We start from the raw sequence: 18,601 nt of genomic DNA on the forward strand, positions 1-18,601 counted from the left end.
TTAACTTGAACTATAAATAATTTTGTATGACTTTACTTAAATCAGAATATAGCAACAGTGTATTTTTAATACTTATACTGATATAAGATTGTTAGCATTGATTCAAAAAAGGCGTGCTTCAGTGAATTTAAATTATCTTGACAATGATTAGTATACCTAATTGTTCCTTGCTGAATTGAATCACAAAAAGTTTCTATATCTGTGTCTTTTTTATATGGTGAGTCTGAATATAAATCTATAGAATCCACTCTTATAAGGTTGTTCAAAGCCGCTAAATAGTCTAAGTGATGGGATGAAAAATGTTGTATGTGACTGGGATAATGATGTTGAACCCAATTGTGACGATATAAAGTAGCACAGGGGGATGAGCCATTCGGTGTTGCTGTAATAAAAAGATAACCCCCTTTTGTTAGAATTTGAGATAAAGACTGAAATAAACCTCGAAAATCAGGCACATGTTCAATTACTCCTCTTAAAATGACAATATCAAAACTTAAATTTTCGACGATAATATCACTTAAACTTATATAGTAATTTTTTCCTTCAAAATTTTTATGCAGGATTAGATTATCATCTCCTTTAATAAAAGAGGAATATCATTGAGTTTTTCTTTAAAAATATCAGAAAATAACCTCCTGAACATCCATAATCAAAGATACATAAAGGTCTTTCTCTTGAGTGCGTTTTAAAATCAATATGGTTACATAGCCAATCAATTTCTTGATGATAAGATTGCAATCTTAGATCGTTTTTTCTGTAACAGCTTGATGATTTTTATCATGGTATAAAAGATAATGATCATCTAATTCTTGTTTTGAAGGTAAAGGATTTACACTGATAAAATTACAATCAAAACACTTTATATAAATTTTGGGTTTATTAGTCCAAGTATAAACTCGAAGCGAATCACAAAACCTACATTTTTTATTGTGATTATACATAATTTTTGTTAAGCAATATCTTTTTGTTATGAGTAAATTTATAGATAAACTCAAATAATTTTAGCACTTATAATTATTTATAATGGATGCTTTATTTAGATATTCGAGACATATATCAAAAATCCTATAAGATGATTGATCATCTAAATATGCTTTACAAGCAATATGCGTTGACATTAGCTTAGACTTTTGAGAAAAAATCTGATCCAGAATATCTCCATTTGATAATGCCTCTATTGAATCAAATACCCATCCTAATGAATTGTTTTGAAATGAACGCAAAAGAAATGAAGTATCAGAACTTTTTGGGAAATTAATGCTTGGTAAACCTGCATATATAGCTTCATAAGTGGACACCCTCCTTGTAGTAGGATTAATGAACAATTTGACATAACATCCCATAGAAACGATAAGTAGTGGCAAGAACTATTTCATGTTTTGAGTCTTGAGAAATCATAGAACGTAGAATATTAATGTCATGGGGGTAAGAGTTACTTAAAGCAACCCAAAGATAGTTTTGTTCCACTGGCAAAGAATTTCAAGAAGTTTATATGTTAGGTTCTGAGGATCAGTTCCTCCCAAAAAAATTCCTATTGAGGGTTTTCTTTGATACAGAACAGACTCATAATGTCCTGCACTAATTCTTATAGCATTTGGACCCAAAATTGCATAATCACATCCAACAAAAGTAGTAGGAACACTATCAATATTCAAAAAAATATCTTTAGGTTTCTCTAGTAAATAAAAGATCAACTTGCTCAAAGTGATTAAAAATAGGAGACAAAGACACTAAAATTTTACAGTTTTCCCTGACTCTCTCAATTTGTGAAAATGTACAGAATAATAAATCTAAAAAGATAATATCAAACTTTTCGAGTTTTATTTCATCAAAAGATGATGCACGAATAGCTTCAAGTTTCTTTCCTTCTGGAAGTGAAAGCTCTAATTCCGAAATAAGAAAATAATTAAATCTAACATCATAAGATGTCATAAGCAACTTTTTTCAGGAAATTATATGTTCTAAAATAATGTCCAATACAATATCTATTCCAGCGTGGGCAATTATGGCGATTTTTAACATTTTTTCAGTTATAAACTTTTTAAATTAAGATTGAATATCATTGGGAATAAATGGTGAAAAGATATTGATTTTACGTTTAGCTTTTTTCCCAATCAAATGACAAAATTCATCTATCGATATTTGTGTTTCAGGTCGAAGATAAAGAATATCGTTAGAGGTTATAGTTTCACCTGATAAAATATCCCGGGAAGCATATAGACCTCTTCTGGCTCTTTTACGGGTAAAAATTTCTTCTTCTAAAAGACTTCTATCAGTCTGTTCTAACGATATACTTATTGCTTTAACAAGGTTAACAAACTCTTTAAATTCTTTGGGTTCTAATGAATGTTTTGCATCAAGTCCCTCCCAATTTTTGTGATAGCGTAAAATGTTTTTCTATCCACTTTACTCCTAATGCAATTGCAACACCAAGAAGCCGTACTGCCTAACGTATGATCGGAAAATCCCACGTCACATCCAAATTCTTTTTGAAGAGTAGATATGTAACCTAACTGGGACATCGATTCATGATGAGGATAGACAGATATACAGTGCATTAAAACAAAATTATCACAACCTTTTGAATGTAAAAAGTTGACAGTTTTTTCTACATCCTTAAGAGTGGACATTCCAGTAGATATGATTAATTTTATTCCTGTTTGTATTGCTTCCTCGATCAGTGAATAAAAGTTTATGTCGCCAGAGGCTATTTTGATAAAAGGTGGATTGAGTTTTATGAGTTGTTTTAATGAGATAAATCCAAATGGAGTAGCAGTTGCTGGAATACCAATACTATGGGCATAGTTAAATAATTTATTCAGTTCATCTGTTGATAGATGAGATTCCCTACGTTGTTTTCTTACTTCTTCAATATCATAGTTTCCATACTCGTATTTTCCAGGAGAATATAATTCTTTTTCGTCAATCATCTGAAACTTTATGAAATCTGATCCTGTATCTTTCACCGCATCAATTAATTTGAGCGCTAATGAATAATTCCCAAAATGATTGACTCCTGCTTCTGCAATAATTTTGACCATGATGGTTTGTTATATTAAAAAATAAAGTGACTCTTACAATAAATAATAAGTGATATTTGTTATTAAATTCTTAAGTTATTTAATAATTTTTTCTCCTACTTGAATTACAAAGTGCGGTTTTTAAGATTTATTTTGTATTATTTGCACCTATTTCAACATAAGTATTGCTTTCTGTTGAATTTCATATAATTTTGACCAAATAATTTTTGTCTCAGACTTTTGTTTCATCATTTTATGAATATCTAACAATGATAATCTATCTGAAATATCAAGTAAAATATTATCAGATTTTAGAAGGTTGAGATCCCAATCAGCATAACCAATGGTGTGTAATAAACTTAAACTACGCTCATCGTAAGAAATATTAATAACAGGAGTACCCAAAGCCAAGCAAGGTAATGTTGCGTGAACTCGCATACTAACAACCAAAGAAGCTGATTTTATTAAAGATAAATATTCGTACACATCACTGGTATAAACATAAGGGATACCGATAGAGTTTGCGAATATTAAATCTCTTTGATCGTGACATAATATTTTCACTTTTTTATAACCTTTAGAAAAAACAAAATTATTAACTGAATTAATTAAATCGGGAATGGAATTAGCCACTGATAACGGAACATTCATTTGATTTGGATTTCTAATTGAAATTAAACAAATATCGGATTTCATTGTTGTTTGTTTAAAACTAAATGAACTTGTCCATTCATCAAGAAAAAGAGTAGGACACCCCCCCAGAGTAATATGTTTTGCTTCTGGTAAAAGATTTTTTAGATGATGAAATGTGGCGAGATCACGAGCTAATGAAAATTTTGCTTTTTTATTTAGTATAGTTAGCAATGAATCAGGCATGACATCTGTTCTTCGACTTAGATTAAAATCTCTACCATAAATTTTCCCAATAGAAAGACTAAACAACACTAATGGAACTGATAAAGATTCAAGTGCATTTAAATCAATTTTTAGTTCATTATTTTCATAAAGATTTCCGCCTCCAATAATGACAGCATCGGCGATTTGATTAGCTAAATATATGGTTTTTTTGGTTAAGCCACAATTCAAATGTTCCGCCATGGCAGGCAAGGTAATTATATTTGCAGAATGTCCGTAAATTTTATAGATCCATTTGCGAACAGATAAGGCAATGGCAAAGTTTCCAATGTTAAAACCTTCACCAAATGGAGAAATGTGAATAATATTCATTTTTACAATCCTTAAAATAAAATTGACATAGGTTTCTTTGGATGCCTACAAATTTAATCTTTTTTGCTTAGATAATGAGATGTGAAGTTAAATTAATTAAAATTAATGAAATGTTTTAAGACTAGTCTTTTTGTGTGTCTAGTAAATTAGACCAAGTAATTCTCGATGTTTTGTCCTTGGAACACAAACACAATTCCAACTCCATATACAACTTGACGTAATCCTCTATTGTGTCAACTACAAACCTTTTGTTAGTGAAAATTGGTTTTTTGTTAAATATATTAAAAATTTGGACTTGTTTTTTATTTTTCTCAATATATGGTGTTATATGTTCAGACTCCTCTGGAGAGGGTGGACAATTATTTATTAGATCAAGCATGGTACTAACTTTTAAAATTTGAATAGTTATTCCATAAGGGTATGTTCTAGGCATTAAATTAGTAATAATATCAGGCGAATATATGCGGTAGGCATCTATCGCAGTAATAACTAAAGATTCATCAATGAAAGGTGAATCGCAGTTCACTCTCATTACATATTCTGCATTCTGAGAAATTCCTGCTTGTAATATCCTTTTGAAAACATTGTTTGTAGAACCCCTATATACTAATAAACCTCTTTTTTCTGAAAATTTAGCCAGAGGATCATCTATGGAACGTTTCGTAGTTGCAAGTATTGGAGATGTTATGCAATCGAAATACTTTAGATAATCTAGTTGACTTAAAATGAAATCAATTATTGTTTGACCATTGGGTAAGACGAGAAATGACTTACAAGGTAGTCTTGTTGAATCGAGTCTTGCTAAAAGAACGGGAATAATCATAAATATTTAATAATACAAATAATATTATGGAATTTAGTGAATTAACAAATAATCCTTAACAATTAACCATCTTTTAAGTTACCCAATATCTGTGAAAGGTTAATCTAGTTTTTCAGGAGATTTTATAACAAGATACGATCGAATTTGGGAATGGGTAGATGCGATCGCCTTTAGGGTATATATAGAGTGCGATCAATCTTTGGTAAGTTAATTGAATAAATCTGAATGAGTACCTGTTCTTTCAACAATAATCTGATCATTTTGAAGAATTAGTTTATAAATTAACAATCAATCTGGCTCAATATGACATTCTCGACGATCAGTATAATTTCCAATTAGTTTATGATCTTTATATTTCGCTTCCAAAATTTCTTGATTAACTAATTTTATGATTATTTGTTTGAGTTTATCGATATTTTTTCCTCTTTTTTTCATCGTCTTGACATCTTTTTCAAAACGCCTAGTATAAGACGGTGTCACTATTACATCCCCAATTGCTCAAACATATTCTCTAAATTGTCACAGTGGATTAATTCCTCCTCCTGATCCGTTTTTTCCAATATTTTTTGAGTTGTCATATTGGGAATTTTCACTTCAAAAGGTAATCCTTGCTGTAACTCAACTTGTTTGTAAAAAAGATTAATTGCTTCTGTGGTAGTCAATCCTAACTTTTGAAAAATATGTTCTACTTTAGTTTTTAGGTCAGGCTTGATTCTAGCTCTTACAGTTGCGGTTTTAGTCATAATTTAAACATTTAATTTCTATCAACTATTGTAGCCTATTTGGGCTACTTTTAGTGATAATACAATTTTGTCTGACATCTGGTTTTAGAAATGGGGGGCGATTAAGGAAGCCAATTTTCATCTAAAATTTGTTCAATAGGTGCGATCGGTTTTTCGGGGAAGGTATTAAGGGGAAGTTGAGATTTATCGCTGACAATTTCTCTACTATCTTGATAAGATTCTTCAAATATTTCTCGTAAATAGCGTTTAAGACTTGGACTTGCTTTTAATTCTTTTTTTATTTGTTTGCGAAAGTTACGGATTTCCCCTTGCCAATGTCCTTTATTTCTTTCTTTTTCTATTTCCCAATATCCAAGTTTTAAGAGGTGTTCAATTAATCTGGCTAATAAACTTTCGAGTTTTCTTTTATCACTTCGGCTCAAACCTAACACCTCCTCAATTAAATTCTCCCAATCAAGAGAATCTAAATCCCTATTTTCCAACTTTTTGACGGTTTCTAATACCCAAAGATTATAATCAGTATCGTACAAGTTTTGAGCTTCAGTTTTTAATTGAGCTACCATATCTTTTCACTCTATTTTTGGCTTAGATCTACATTATAAGTTATTTTCAGGGAGGGGAGATGCGATCGCCTTCACAAAAAAATAGGGGCGATCGGGGTTTAGGAAAGAAGGAAGTTCGACTATAATAGAAGTTAAGCTCCTTTGCCAAAATCAAGCATATACACAATGAAGTTTCAAGTAATATTTACCTTTGATGAGGAATATAATGGCTATGTTGCTGAAGTACCGAGATTGCCCGGTTGTGTGAGCCAAGGAAAAACGATGGATGAGGCGATCGCAAATGTAAAAGATGCAATTCAAGGATATTTATATGTGCAAGAGAAACACCAAATTAATGAGTTAAAAGAGGAGACAATCTCATTCATTGGGGAAGTTGTTGTCTAAATGGGAATTTTAGCTAATATTTCGGGCAAAAAAGCCGTTAAAATTTTTTGCAAGTTTGGTTATGTTGTGGAGCATCAAACTGGTAGTCATATTATACTCTGGCATGATTCTAAACCAACTCTGTCAGTACCTAATCATAAAGAACTCGCTCCTGGATTGTTAAGGAGTTTAATTCGTCAAGCTAATATTTCTGTTGATGATTTTTTGGCAAAGAAATAATTTGTATTTGAGGAATAAGGAGGTGCGATCGAGTTTTTGGAAAGGGGTAAGGTGCGATAAGTCTTATGGGGGGTTAGACTGCCGTCGATGTTTGGGAATGGTGGAGGTGCGATCAAGTTTTTGGGAAGGGGTAGGGTGCGATCTTGATAAGTTTATAAATTGCTAATAATACCAAATCCGTGAATCAAAATATACCTTAGTTCAATTCATTGAACGATAAACTGTTAGCCTTGTAATTTATTGCAAGGCGGGGATGGCATACTCTACCATTCGGATTTGGTATAAAATCATTAACGGTGACTTGTGCCTGTTTTAGGATACCGCTTAAAGTTCCCACTCTCAATTCTTTGTGAAGTGGCACAACACAAACAATTTCACCACCAGAGATTAACTTTTTTAGAACTATATGGCTACCAGTCTGCCTAGATTTGACAAAGCCTATTTTTTCTAAAGTTTGAACTGCTTTTTTCCCTGAAATAATGGGCAATTTAGGCATAACTTAATTGTCCGTAAGTTACTTCCATCGTTGTTACTAATCTCGGTTGAGTTTCCACAAATGGACATTCTTCTAAATATAATTTTGTTGCTTCTCTTAAGTTATCAATGGCTTCTTCTATACTTTCACCTTGATCTACCGTACCTAACTCCACACACTCAGCAATATACATATTGTCTTCTTTATAGAACCCATTTGGTATCTAGTAGAATATTGAGATGAAAACATAGAGAAATAGAAGGATGGCATATTCTAGCAGTCTAAGTGATGAAGAATGGGAAGTAATCAAACCTCTGTTACCAAAAAAGAAACGAACTTGTCCACCAAAGTGGTCTAAAAGACAAATTTGGGATGGTATTTTTTATCAACTCAAAAATGGCTGTAATTGGTCTGATTTACCCAAGGATTTACCGCCTTATTCTACAGTTTACTGGCATTATAAAAACTGGAAAAAAGAGGGTATCTTTGAAATGGTGATGTGTGAGCTTCATAAGCAACTAAGGGAAAAAGTAAAAAAAAATCCACTTGGACTCGATTAATAATCATTGATTCTCAAGCAGTACAAAATACTTGTAGTGCAGGAGTAGAGAGTAAAGGATTTTGTAGGTATAAACTCACCAATGGTATTAAAAGACATTTAGCAGTGGATAGTCTGGGATTTCCTTTTTTCACTTGTTGCACAAAGGCAAGTGTTTCCGATGATCGAGGATTAATCATGATGTTGAGTGAGAACATAGATTATTTTCGTGCCAAACCCATGAATGTTCATAAAATTACGATCCTCGTGGATTCGGGTTATCATCCTGATTTTATCATGAGGGAATTAGAAAAAGTTTATCCACAAATTGGAAAGAAAATTCGTATGGAAAAATCAGGCAAAATCTCTTCTGAACAAAAAAAATCAGAAGGAAAAAAAGGATTTGTGGTAGTCAAAGCAAGATGGATCATTGAAAGATCTAATGGTTGGATGGAAAGATGTAAAAATTTGGTCAAAAACTTTGAAAGAACCTTATTCAACTCCACCCAAAAAGTTAACTTATGTTTTATTCGATTACTTTTAAAAAGACTCACTGCTTCCTGAGATACCAAATGGGTTCTATACAGAATTACAGTTATAGTCACTTTACTTAAGTATGAACCAATCAAGGGTAAAATAATGGATGAAGTAATTATTTTTATATTTAAGTATAATGCCCCATGATATAGAATTAAGACAAAAAGTAATTGACTATGTAGAAAATAGAGGTAACGTAACAAAAGCATCGAGAATATTTGGAATATCAAGAGCATCAATATATAGATGGTTGAATAGAAAAGATTTAAGACCAACAGTGGTCAAAACTCGTCAAAGAAAATTAGATAAATCAGCACTATATGAAGATGTAGTGAAAAATCCAGATGATAAATTAATAGATAGAGCGAAAAAATTTGGAGTAACAATGTCAGCAATATCTCATGCATTCAAAAAAATGAACATAACAAGAAAAAAAAACAGTTACGTTATAGAGAAAGAAATAGAAAACAAAGAATAGAATACTTACAAAAATTAAGAGAATTAGTCAAAAAATACGGAAGTAAGAGTATGGTATTTATTGATGAGTCAGGATTTGAGGAAATAAGTACTTGCATTTATGGGTGGTCAAAAAAAGGAAAAAAAATTTATGATGAGAAACAAGGAAAACGAGGAAAAAGAGAAAATTTAGTAGCAGGAAGAAGAAAGAAAGAAAAAGATTTTATTGCTCCAATGATCTTTACAGGAAGTTTAAATGCAGAAAGTGTTGAATCATGGCTAAAAATGTATTTATTACCATCACTAAAACAATTTTCAATACTAATAATGGATAATGCACCAATCCACCGAAAAAATATGATAAAAGAATTAGTAGAAGAAGCAGGTCATCTAGTAATGTTTTTACCAACTTATTCACCAGATTTAAATGATATTGAACACGATTTTAGTGCTTTAAAAAGAGCAAAAATGTATAGCAATAGTACAATAACTTTATATGAAATAATTTACAATTATTGTACTAGCTAAATGTCTCAGTCTTATTTTGATTGACTATAATGTTTGTTTCTTCATAGGAATCTTTCTCTTAATAATTTAGTATTAGCTTAACATTGTTTTGAGGGATTAAAGTAAAGAACAGCGATGGTGCGATCGCCCATTATCAAAGATACATAGAGTCATAATACTTAGCATAATCACCGCTGACGATATTTTCTACCCAGTCGAGATTATGAACATACCAATCAATGGTTTCTTTAATGCCCTGCTCAAAAGTATAACGAGGCTTCCAACCTAATTGAGAAGTTATTTTACTATTATCAATGGCATAACGGCGATCGTGTCCTGGTCTATCTTTTACAAATTGAATTAAATTTTCATTCTTATTTAAACTATCAATAATTAAACGAATAATATCCAAATTTGCCTTCTCATTATTACCGCCAATATTATATATTTCCCCTACCTTTCCCCGATGTAAAACCACATCAATAGCATAACAATGATCCTTCACATGAAGCCAATCCCTAACCTGCATACCATCCCCATACACAGGAATAGGTTTATTTTTTAAACAATTATTAATAGTCAAAGGGATTAACTTTTCAGGAAATTGATACGCTCCATAATTATTACTACAACGGGTAATATTAACAGGCATCGCAAAAGTTTCATGGTAAGCCCGAACAATTAAATCTGCACTGGCTTTAGAAGCCGAATAAGGGCTATTAGGAAGTAAAGCCATGGTTTCGGTAAACATTCCCGTCTTACCCAGCGCCCCATAAACTTCATCCGTTGACACCTGTAAAAACTTTACTCCATCTCGATATTTTCCACAGTATTTATCATCAGGGTTAATTTTCCAATACCTTTTCGCCACATCTAATAAAACCTGTGTACCTATGATATTAGTGGTTAAAAAAATATCTGGGTCAATAATACTCCTATCAACATGGGATTCAGCCGCAAAATTGATGACAGTATCAATGGAATAGACTTGAAAAATTTTCTCTACGGTTTCTCTATTCCTAATATCACCTTTTATAAAAGTGTAATGGGGGTTATTTTCAATGGTTTTAAGATTTGCTAAATTCCCTGCATAGGTTAACAAATCAAGGTTAATAATTTGATAGTCGGGGTGAAGATTCAACATTTCCCTGACAAAATTACTACCAATAAATCCTGCACCACCAGTTACTAATATTTTTTTCATAATTTATTTTTCTTTGATTTCTTGTAAATATCTTTTGAGGGCGTTTTTCCAATGGGGTAATTTTTCTAGCCCAATATTTTCTGTGGCGACGGTAGATAAACGAGAATTTTTTGGTCTTTGGGCTTTAGTTATGTATGCTTGGGATGATATGGGTACTATCTTCATATCTTGTGCCAGTTGAGCAAAAATTTCTTGGGCGAATTGATACCAACTACAATAACCTTCATTAACTCCATGGTAAGTGCCATAGTTTTCTGTTTGAATTAAGTTACTGATAAATGTAGCTAAATCTTTAGTATAGGTTGGAGAGCCAATTTGATCGTCAACTACTTGTATTTTCTTTTTTGATTCCCCTAAGTGCATCATGGTTTTAACAAAATTATGTCCGTTAATTCCATATACCCAAGAGGTTCTGATGATAAAATGTTCTTGAATGTAATTTTTGACAATTTCCTCTCCTTCTGCCTTGGTTTGACCATAATAGTTAACAGGATTTATCAAATCTGTTATGGCATGGGGGGTGTTTCCTGAGCCGTTAAAGACATAATCGGTGCTGATATAAACTAATTTAGCGTTTATTTCCTGTGCACTTTGAGCTATATATTTTGTTCCTTCTACGTTAACTGAGTAACATATCTCTTGCTCTTCTTCGGCTTTGTCAACAGCGGTGTAAGCGGCACAGTGGATGATAATATCGGGCTTCGTTTCGATGATAAATTGTCTTGTGCGTTTTTCGTTGGTAATGTCTAAATTATCTTTGGTGGTAGTAATTACCTTGATTCCTATTTGGGATAATTGTTTACTGACATCATACCCTAGTTGCCCATTTCCCCCTGTTACTAATGCTTTGATTTGAAAGTTCACATCACTATCTTTGAGTAAGGGGGCGACTAAGTCTTTTTCGGACATGATGGGGTTTTCAATGCCCCAATTGATACCTAAGGCTGGATCATTAAATTTTAAGGTGCGATCGCACTCAGGACTATAATATTCATCAACTTTGTATTGAACTTCCGCATCATCGGTTAAAGTCAGAAAGCCATGGGCAAATCCTTTGGGAATGAGTAACTGTTTTTTATTTTCCGCCGACAACTCCACCGATACCCATTTTTGAAAAGTAGGTGAACCCTTGCGTAAATCAACAGCCACATCAAGGATACTTCCCCTAGTACATCTAACCAATTTTGTTTGTGCTTTAGGTTCAACTTGAAAATGTAAACCCCTTAAAATTCTTTTTTGTAAAGATAAAGAATGATTATCCTGAACAAATTTAATATTAATCCCTTTTTCTCGTAATCGTTTATCAACATAGGTTTCCATAAACCATCCTCGATTATCCGAGAATAACTTCGGTTCTAAAATTAAAACCCCATCAATAGCTGTTTTACTAATTTGCACAATTGCTCACTCCTCGCTAATAAATAATTTGACCCTCTGCTACCTTCTGTAAATGTTGACCATAAGGAGATTTACCATATTTGATTGCTGATTTTAATAGAGTATTTCGATCAATCCAACCATAATAATAGCCAATTTCTTCGGGGGCAGATATTTTGATACTTTGTCTTTTTTCAATGGTTTCGACAAAATTTGTTGCTTCCACTAAACTATCCATCGTACCAGTATCAAACCAAGCGTATCCTCTTCCTAATAATTCTACATTTAAACTTTGTAGCTCAAGATACATATTATTTAGGTCTGTAATTTCTAGCTCTCCTCTGGGGGAAGGCTTAATTTGCTGGGCAAAATCTACTACTCTATTATCATAAAAATAAAGCCCCGTAACACAGTAGTTTGATTTAGGATTTTTTGGTTTCTCTTCGATAGATATAACTTTAAAATTTTGATCAAATTCTACTACCCCAAAACGCTCTGGATCATTGACATAATATCCGAAGATAGTTGCCTGACCATTTTCTACATTTTTCTTAGCTTTTTTTAATATTTTTGTTAAACCGTTACCATAATAAATATTATCCCCCAAAATCATGGCCACATTATCTTTTTCAATAAAATCTTTGGCAATTATAAAAGCCTGTGCTAAACCGTCAGGAGAAGGTTGTGGTGCATAGGATAGATTTATTCCAAATTGACTACCATCCCCCAACAGCTTTTGAAAATTGGGTAAATCTCTGGGGGTAGAAATAATTAATATATCCTTAATTTTACCCAACATCAATATTGATAAAGGATAATAAATCATGGGTTTGTCATATACTGGCAAAAGTTGTTTACTTGTGACCATGGTTAGAGGGTAAAGCCTAGTACCAGAGCCACCAGCTAAAATGATTCCTTTCATATCGTCATGTCATAAATTTATTGTTATGTTAACCAATACTAAGACTTTCCTCTTCAGTATTTTGTGGGGTTAAGGTATATCAAGGCTTAGGGGGGTTAGGAGCAATCAACTTTTTTATTGTTTTGTGAATGGGAAAAGTGGGTAAATCATGTATAACATTTTTTTGGCGATCGCCCTTATAATAAAATTTTGTAAAGATTTAATATTGTGAAGGGGAGTTTTTAATTCAACCCATGGAGAAATCAGCAGTCAAATTAAAATAAAAGGGTGAGAAAATTCCCACCCTATATATAGTTAGAAATTACCGACTAAGGCTTCCTTACACCGATCGCAAATTAGGGGTTCATCAACAAAAGTGTTGATTATCAAACAATTATAGTTTTTAGGTACTCTATAAGTTTATAATTACAGTCAAACTCAGTATAACCAAACTTTATTATGAGTGCAAAAAAAAGAATCTTATCTTTATTTTCAGGTTGTGGAGGAATGGATTTAGGAATGGAGGGAAATTTTTGGATTCATGAAGATTTTATTAATGAAAAAATACATTCTAATTGGATTATTGATCGAAATCAACATTTAATTAAACTAGCCAAAACATCTTTTGAAACAGTTTTTGGCAATGATATTGAAATCAGTGCAAGAAATGCCTGGTTATCTTACTTTAAGAGAAATATTTTTTACCAGCAAAGTGTCGTTGATTTGGTAGAAAAATATAGTAAAGGAGAATTTACCTTTCCTCAAAATATAGATATAGTAACGGGAGGTTTTCCCTGCCAAGATTTTAGCATTGCTGGAAAAAGAAAAGGTCTAAATTCCCACAAAAGTCATGACGGTAATTATTTAGATGAAAAAAGTCATAATCATCTAAAAAATAGAGGAATGCTTTATTACTGGATGAAAAAAGTCATTGAAATTACTCAACCCAAAATATTTATTGCTGAAAATGTAAAAGGCTTAAACTCTTTATCTGAGGTTAAGAGTCAGATAGAGTCTGATTTTAAAGCAATTAATAATCAAGGTTATATCATTTTTTGCAAATTACTGTATGCTCCAGATTATGGTATTCCTCAAACTAGAGAAAGATTATTTTTTATTGGTATTAATAAACAATACCTTAGTAAAAGATTGCTTAAACTTTCTAACATTAAAGACTTTATTAATCCTTTTCCAGAAATAACTCATTGCGATCCACAAAATAGTATTATTCATAATAATATTTTAAAACCTTATTCTACAGTTAGATCTGCGTTAAGTGGATTACTAGAGCCAGAGTTAGAAACAAAAGATCAAGCTCAAATGAAATTCTCTCGAGCTAAATTTTATGGAAAAACTCAAGGACAAATAGAGGTAAATTTAGATGGATTAAGTCCTACAATTAGAGCAGAGCATCATGGAAATATTGAATTTAGAAGACTCTCTGTAGAGTTAGGGGGGCGTTATCATGATGAAATAAACTCGGGAAAAAAAATGAGACGTTTAACAGTTAGAGAATGTGCAAGAATACAAACTTTTCCCGATAACTATCAGTTTGTGAGAGATAGTAAAATATTAAAAACTGATTTACCTGTTTCTGCGAGTAAGGCTTATAAATTGATAGGTAATGCCGTACCTCCATTATTGAGTTATCATATCGCTATGAAATTAGAATCTATTTGGGACAATTTGTTTGATGATAATTATTTAGATAACCGAGAGCAACAAAAGTTAGGTATTTTTTAAATCAATTATTTTCTATGTTTTTGATTTTTGCTATTAATCTATTTTTATCAATAGATAGTTTGTCCATAATCTCCTCTAAAATTTCTGGATTATGTAAGAGATATTTAATGATCTCAATAACTAAATCATCTTGCCAAGAACTTTTATTAATTTTATTGTTAATGATTCTATTCACTGCTACTTGAGCATACCTTTTAATCCATTCTTTATCTTTTTCTACAACTTTATCATCAGGATTATCTTCTATTTTTTGAAAACCACTCCATGCTAATCTAGGTCGAGGAGTTCTATCTTGAAAAAGATCATTTTCAGTAATTTTTAGACCTTTATAGTATCTTCCATATCTAATATCAAATTGTCGATTATTGTTTTTTCTTAAAACAAAAATAACCCAAATATTTATATCGAGTTTTCCAATGGTGGATCCTGGTATGATGACATCATTAGCCTTTTCTGTATAACCACTCTTTAGTTCTATTTTTCTCTTTATGGTAATTTTACTATCTAAGATAGTAAAAAATATTTTTAAATCAGGTGATTGAACTTCAACGGTAATTTTATTTTTAAATAATGGGTATAAACTGATAATTTCTTGAAAAATATTTTTAGCTTTTTGCCCTGCTAAATAAGAAAAATCTGTATCTGTATTTGCTTCCCCTTCTGCCCATTTACATCGTTGCAATTCTTCTTGAGAGTTTTGTAATTTGCTTGCAATTTGTCTTGTTAATTTGGGCATTAAATCTTGATCTATAAAATCTTCGTAATCTTTTTTCTTCATTTAGTATTTATAAAAATATTTTAATAAAAATTAAAGGGTGAGAAAATTCCCACCCCATAATGTAATTAAAAATTACCAGCTAAGGCTTCCTTACACCGATCGCAAATTAGGGGTTCATCAACAAAACTACCTACAGCATTAGAATAATTCCAACACCGATCGCACTTACGCCCTTCTGCATTAACTACTGCTACCTTAAGAGTAGTATCCGTTAAAGTGATTTCCCCTCGATATTCACTCTCATCCAACGCAGACTCATCATCCACTAACTCCACCTGAGATACTAACAAGAGATAACGCAACTCATCCACCCTGTTACCATCATTAAGCGCATCATCAGGATTTAGACTTGCCAAAGTGTCGGCTAACTTACCAGTGGTGTCATATACCAACACCTTCGCCTCTAAAGAAGCACCGATGAGCTTTTGGTTACGGGCATCATCTAAAATCTTATTAACTCCCGTGCGAATATGGCGTAATTCCTGCCATTTTTGGGCAAATTCAGGGCTTTGCACCCATTCAGGTTTTAAATTAACCCAACCCGCCTCAAACACGGAATTACAAGGTTTCTCATAGGGTAAGTTTTGCCAAATATCCTCCGCCATGTGACATAGTACAGGAGCGATCGCCCTTACCAGATTTTCTAGTATAATAGCCATAACAGTTTGACAACTGCGACGACGAGCAGAATTAGGGTCAGAAATATAAAGCCTATCTTTCGCAATATCCAGATAGAAATTAGAAAGATCAACTACACAGAAATTTTGCACCTTCTGGAAGAACTTGAAAAATTGGAAACTCTCGTAAGCCTCAGTAATTTCCGTAAAAACCTGATGGGTTTCATGCAAAATGTACTTGTCCAACTCAGGTAAATCAGCATAACTCACCGCATTTTGAGTAGGATCAAAATCATGTAAACTACCGATTAAAAATCGAGCCGTATTACGAATCTTACGATAAACATCCGCCAACTGCTTGATGATACTATCCCCAATGCGCACATCCCCAGAATAGTCCGTAGAAGATACCCAAAGCCTCAACACATCAGCACCGTAAGGAGGTTGTTGTTTTTGATTTTTACCCCCATTAATGATTAAATTAGGATCAACCACATTACCGATAGACTTACTCATCTTCATGCCCTTTTCATCCAACACAAAACCATGGGTTAACACAGTCTTATAAGGCGCATGACCATTTACCGCTACACTGGTTAAAAGACTAGACTGGAACCAGCCTCGATGTTGATCAGATCCCTCCAAATATAGATCCACAGGGTATTTCAATTCCTCCCGTTGATTTGCCACCGCCGCCCAAGACGAACCAGAGTCAAACCAAACATCCATGGTATCCATACCCTTACGGTAGGTTTTACCATCGTTGCGGTAACTTTCAGGCAATAACTCCTCCACCGACATCAACCACCAAGCATCAGAACCCTTTTCCTTGATAATATCTCTCACATGGTTAACAGTCTCCTCATTTAACAAAGGCTCATTAGTTTTCTCATCATAAAACACAGGAATCGGTAAACCCCAACTACGTTGACGGGAGATACACCAATCGCTTCTCTCACTTACCATAGGAGTAATTCTATTTTCCCCCTGCGCAGGAATCCAGTTAACCTCTTTGATAGCCTTTAATGCTTCCTCTCTGAAACCATCCACCGAAGCAAACCATTGCTCCGTTGCCCTAAAAATGGTCGGCTTTTTGGTACGCCAATCATAGGGATACTTGTGTTCGTAGGCTTCCTCTTTTAATAAGCTACCTTTACCCGTTAAAGCATCAATAATGGCTCGGTTGGCATCTTTTAAGACATTTAAGCTCTGAAATTCCCCTGCTTCCTCCGTAAGATTCCCTTTATCATCCACAGGAGAAAGAATTGGTAAATTATACTTCTGCCCTGTCATATAGTCTTCTTGTCCATGACCAGGAGCAGTATGTACTAATCCTGTACCAGATTCTGTAGTGATATAGTCACCACCGATAACGACGGGGCTTTCTCTGTCAAAGAGGGGATGTTGGTAAGTGGATAATTCTAAATCTGCACCTTTGATGGTGGTTTTAACTTCTAATTTAACACCGAAGGTATTACCAAGGCTTTCTACTAAATCTTGAGCAACAATGAGGAATTGCCCCCCCCTTATTAAGGGGGGTTGGGGGGAATCATTTTCCGCAATTACCTCCACCACAGCATAATCTAACCTGCTATTAACCGCTACTGCCAAGTTACCAGGAATTGTCCAAGGGGTAGTCGTCCAGATAGCAACACCCAAATTAGGCATATATTTCTCTAAACTAGAGGCTTTATCACTCAACTTAGTGATAGTGAAACTAGCATAGATACTGCGAGAAACGTGTCCTTGAGGATATTCTAATTCTGCTTCAGCGAGGGCGGTTTGAGAACTAGGACTCCAATGAACAGGTTTTAAACCACGGTAAATATAACCATTGATGGCCATTTTGCCAAATACTTCCATTTGGGCTGCTTCATATTCAGGTTTGAGGGTGAGGTAAGGGTTTTCCCAGTCTCCCCAGATGCCATAGCGTTTAAATCCTTCGGCTTGTTTTTTTTGGGTTTTGATGGCAAAGTCACGGGCTTTATACCTTAGTTTAATGGGGGTTAACTCAGCCCTTTTTTCTTTTTCGATGCTTTGTAATACTTTTAATTCGATGGGTAAACCGTGGCAATCCCAACCAGGCACATAACGAACTTTATGCCCTTGTAATAGTTTATATTTATTGATAATATCTTTTAGAACTTTGTTTAAGGCATGACCCATGTGTAAGTCACCGTTGGCATAAGGGGGGCCGTCATGGAGGACAAATAATTCTTTGGGGTTATTTTCGGCTAGATTTTCATATATTTTATTTTCTGCCCAAAATTTTTGCAATTCTGGCTCTTTTTGTACCGCATTAGCTCTCATATTAAAGCTAGTTTGGGGCAAATTTACGGTATCTTTATAATTTTTAGGTTCACTCATGGATAAGAGAGATTAATTAATATAACTTTTTACATTCTGCTATTGTATTGCGAATAGGTGTTGTATCTCAATGTCAAAATTGACGAAGAAAGACTTAATCGAATTATTTTTAACTATAAAAA

At 33.2% G+C, this 18,601-nt stretch carries 21 protein-coding genes and 2 pseudogenes; 7 read left to right on the forward strand and 16 right to left on the reverse strand.

The window, feature by feature from the left end:
* Positions 1-65 precede the first annotated feature (65 nt).
* The 8 genes from AA637_RS14230 to AA637_RS14265 form a co-directional block, all read right to left on the reverse strand.
* On the reverse strand, positions 66-584 hold the full coding sequence (locus AA637_RS14230; protein WP_446684612.1) for a class I SAM-dependent methyltransferase: 519 nt from the start codon (positions 582-584) through the stop codon (positions 66-68).
* A 1,081-nt stretch (positions 585-1,665) separates the two neighbouring features.
* Positions 1,666-1,932, reverse strand: a complete 267-nt coding sequence (locus tag AA637_RS14235; protein WP_446683302.1) for a hypothetical protein — start codon at positions 1,930-1,932, stop codon at positions 1,666-1,668.
* A 407-nt stretch (positions 1,933-2,339) separates the two neighbouring features.
* Positions 2,340-3,041, reverse strand: coding sequence for an N-acetylneuraminate synthase family protein (locus AA637_RS14240; protein ID WP_446683303.1), 702 nt, complete (start codon positions 3,039-3,041; stop codon positions 2,340-2,342).
* Between the two features lie 147 nt (positions 3,042-3,188).
* Complete coding sequence (locus AA637_RS14245; RefSeq protein ID WP_446683304.1) at positions 3,189-4,247, reverse strand: polysaccharide pyruvyl transferase family protein; 1,059 nt, start codon at positions 4,245-4,247, stop codon at positions 3,189-3,191.
* Between the two features lie 121 nt (positions 4,248-4,368).
* Positions 4,369-5,070, reverse strand: coding sequence for a cytidylyltransferase domain-containing protein (locus AA637_RS14250; RefSeq protein WP_446683305.1), 702 nt, complete (start codon positions 5,068-5,070; stop codon positions 4,369-4,371).
* Between the two features lie 288 nt (positions 5,071-5,358).
* Positions 5,359-5,550 (reverse strand): type II toxin-antitoxin system YafQ family toxin, encoded by a 192-nt coding sequence (locus tag AA637_RS14255; RefSeq protein ID WP_446683306.1) that lies wholly within the window; start codon positions 5,548-5,550, stop codon positions 5,359-5,361.
* A gap of 2 nt (positions 5,551-5,552) precedes the next feature.
* Positions 5,553-5,813 carry a type II toxin-antitoxin system RelB/DinJ family antitoxin gene (locus tag AA637_RS14260; RefSeq protein WP_446683307.1) on the reverse strand — a complete coding sequence of 87 codons (261 nt, stop codon included), beginning with the start codon at positions 5,811-5,813 and terminating at the stop codon, positions 5,553-5,555.
* 101 nt (positions 5,814-5,914) lie between these two features.
* Positions 5,915-6,376: a DUF29 domain-containing protein gene (locus AA637_RS14265; RefSeq protein ID WP_446683308.1), complete on the reverse strand. Its 462-nt coding sequence runs from the start codon at positions 6,374-6,376 to the stop codon at positions 5,915-5,917.
* 165 nt (positions 6,377-6,541) lie between these two features.
* On the opposite strand from AA637_RS14265, the gene AA637_RS14270 reads away from it, so the two are divergent.
* From AA637_RS14270 to AA637_RS14280, 3 genes are read left to right on the forward strand one after another with little or no spacing between them, the layout of a single operon-like run.
* A complete protein-coding gene (locus AA637_RS14270) occupies positions 6,542-6,760 on the forward strand; it encodes a type II toxin-antitoxin system HicB family antitoxin (RefSeq protein ID WP_446683309.1) in 219 nt (72 codons plus the stop codon).
* Positions 6,761-6,979, forward strand: a complete 219-nt coding sequence (locus AA637_RS14275; protein ID WP_446683310.1) for a type II toxin-antitoxin system HicA family toxin — start codon at positions 6,761-6,763, stop codon at positions 6,977-6,979. It abuts the gene before it with no gap.
* Positions 6,957-7,145 (forward strand): hypothetical protein, encoded by a 189-nt coding sequence (locus tag AA637_RS14280; RefSeq protein ID WP_446683311.1) that lies wholly within the window; start codon positions 6,957-6,959, stop codon positions 7,143-7,145. Before AA637_RS14275 ends, AA637_RS14280 begins: the two co-directional genes overlap by 23 nt.
* A gap of 30 nt (positions 7,146-7,175) precedes the next feature.
* Here AA637_RS14280 and AA637_RS14285 read toward each other — a convergent pair whose 3' ends face one another.
* Positions 7,176-7,475 carry a type II toxin-antitoxin system HicA family toxin gene (locus AA637_RS14285; protein WP_446683312.1) on the reverse strand — a complete coding sequence of 100 codons (300 nt, stop codon included), beginning with the start codon at positions 7,473-7,475 and terminating at the stop codon, positions 7,176-7,178.
* Positions 7,468-7,647 (reverse strand): type II toxin-antitoxin system HicB family antitoxin, encoded by a 180-nt coding sequence (locus tag AA637_RS14290; protein ID WP_446683313.1) that lies wholly within the window; start codon positions 7,645-7,647, stop codon positions 7,468-7,470. Before AA637_RS14290 ends, AA637_RS14285 begins: the two co-directional genes overlap by 8 nt.
* Before the next feature lie 70 nt (positions 7,648-7,717).
* On the opposite strand from AA637_RS14290, the gene AA637_RS14295 reads away from it, so the two are divergent.
* From AA637_RS14295 to AA637_RS14305, 3 genes and pseudogenes are all read left to right on the forward strand, one after another.
* Complete coding sequence (locus AA637_RS14295; protein WP_446682652.1) at positions 7,718-8,014, forward strand: transposase; 297 nt, start codon at positions 7,718-7,720, stop codon at positions 8,012-8,014.
* Positions 8,015-8,019: 5 nt separating this feature from the next.
* Complete coding sequence (locus AA637_RS14300) at positions 8,020-8,556, forward strand: transposase (protein WP_446684613.1); 537 nt, start codon at positions 8,020-8,022, stop codon at positions 8,554-8,556.
* A 109-nt stretch (positions 8,557-8,665) separates the two neighbouring features.
* Positions 8,666-9,513 (forward strand): annotated as a pseudogene (locus tag AA637_RS14305) (IS630 family transposase).
* A gap of 133 nt (positions 9,514-9,646) precedes the next feature.
* Here AA637_RS14305 and rfbB read toward each other — a convergent pair.
* From rfbB to rfbA, 4 genes and pseudogenes are all read right to left on the reverse strand, one after another.
* Entirely contained in the window at positions 9,647-10,696 is a 1,050-nt protein-coding gene (gene rfbB, locus AA637_RS14310) for a dTDP-glucose 4,6-dehydratase (RefSeq protein ID WP_446683314.1), read from the reverse strand.
* Positions 10,697-10,699: 3 nt separating this feature from the next.
* Entirely contained in the window at positions 10,700-11,560 is an 861-nt protein-coding gene (rfbD, locus tag AA637_RS14315; RefSeq protein ID WP_446684614.1) for a dTDP-4-dehydrorhamnose reductase, read from the reverse strand.
* Positions 11,558-12,094 (reverse strand): annotated as a pseudogene (rfbC, locus tag AA637_RS14320) (dTDP-4-dehydrorhamnose 3,5-epimerase); the annotation flags it as partial. The gene rfbD and the pseudogene rfbC, both read right to left, overlap by 3 nt.
* A 16-nt stretch (positions 12,095-12,110) precedes the next feature.
* Entirely contained in the window at positions 12,111-12,995 is an 885-nt protein-coding gene (gene rfbA, locus AA637_RS14325) for a glucose-1-phosphate thymidylyltransferase RfbA (RefSeq protein WP_446683315.1), read from the reverse strand.
* Positions 12,996-13,433: 438 nt separating this feature from the next.
* Here rfbA and AA637_RS14330 point away from each other — a divergent pair, with 438 nt between their 5' ends.
* Positions 13,434-14,717 carry a DNA cytosine methyltransferase gene (locus AA637_RS14330; protein WP_446683316.1) on the forward strand — a complete coding sequence of 428 codons (1,284 nt, stop codon included), beginning with the start codon at positions 13,434-13,436 and terminating at the stop codon, positions 14,715-14,717.
* A 1-nt stretch (position 14,718) separates the two neighbouring features.
* Here the strand turns inward: AA637_RS14330 and AA637_RS14335 are convergent, their stop codons facing one another.
* Both AA637_RS14335 and ileS read right to left on the reverse strand, forming a co-directional pair.
* Entirely contained in the window at positions 14,719-15,495 is a 777-nt protein-coding gene (locus AA637_RS14335) for a hypothetical protein (protein WP_446683317.1), read from the reverse strand.
* Positions 15,496-15,560: 65 nt separating this feature from the next.
* Positions 15,561-18,479 carry an isoleucine--tRNA ligase gene (ileS, locus tag AA637_RS14340; RefSeq protein WP_446683318.1) on the reverse strand — a complete coding sequence of 973 codons (2,919 nt, stop codon included), beginning with the start codon at positions 18,477-18,479 and terminating at the stop codon, positions 15,561-15,563.
* Positions 18,480-18,601 lie beyond the last annotated feature (122 nt).

The sequence above is a fragment of the Cyanobacterium sp. HL-69 genome, from assembly GCA_002813895.1.
Taxonomy (GTDB): Bacteria; Cyanobacteriota; Cyanobacteriia; order Cyanobacteriales; family Cyanobacteriaceae; genus Cyanobacterium.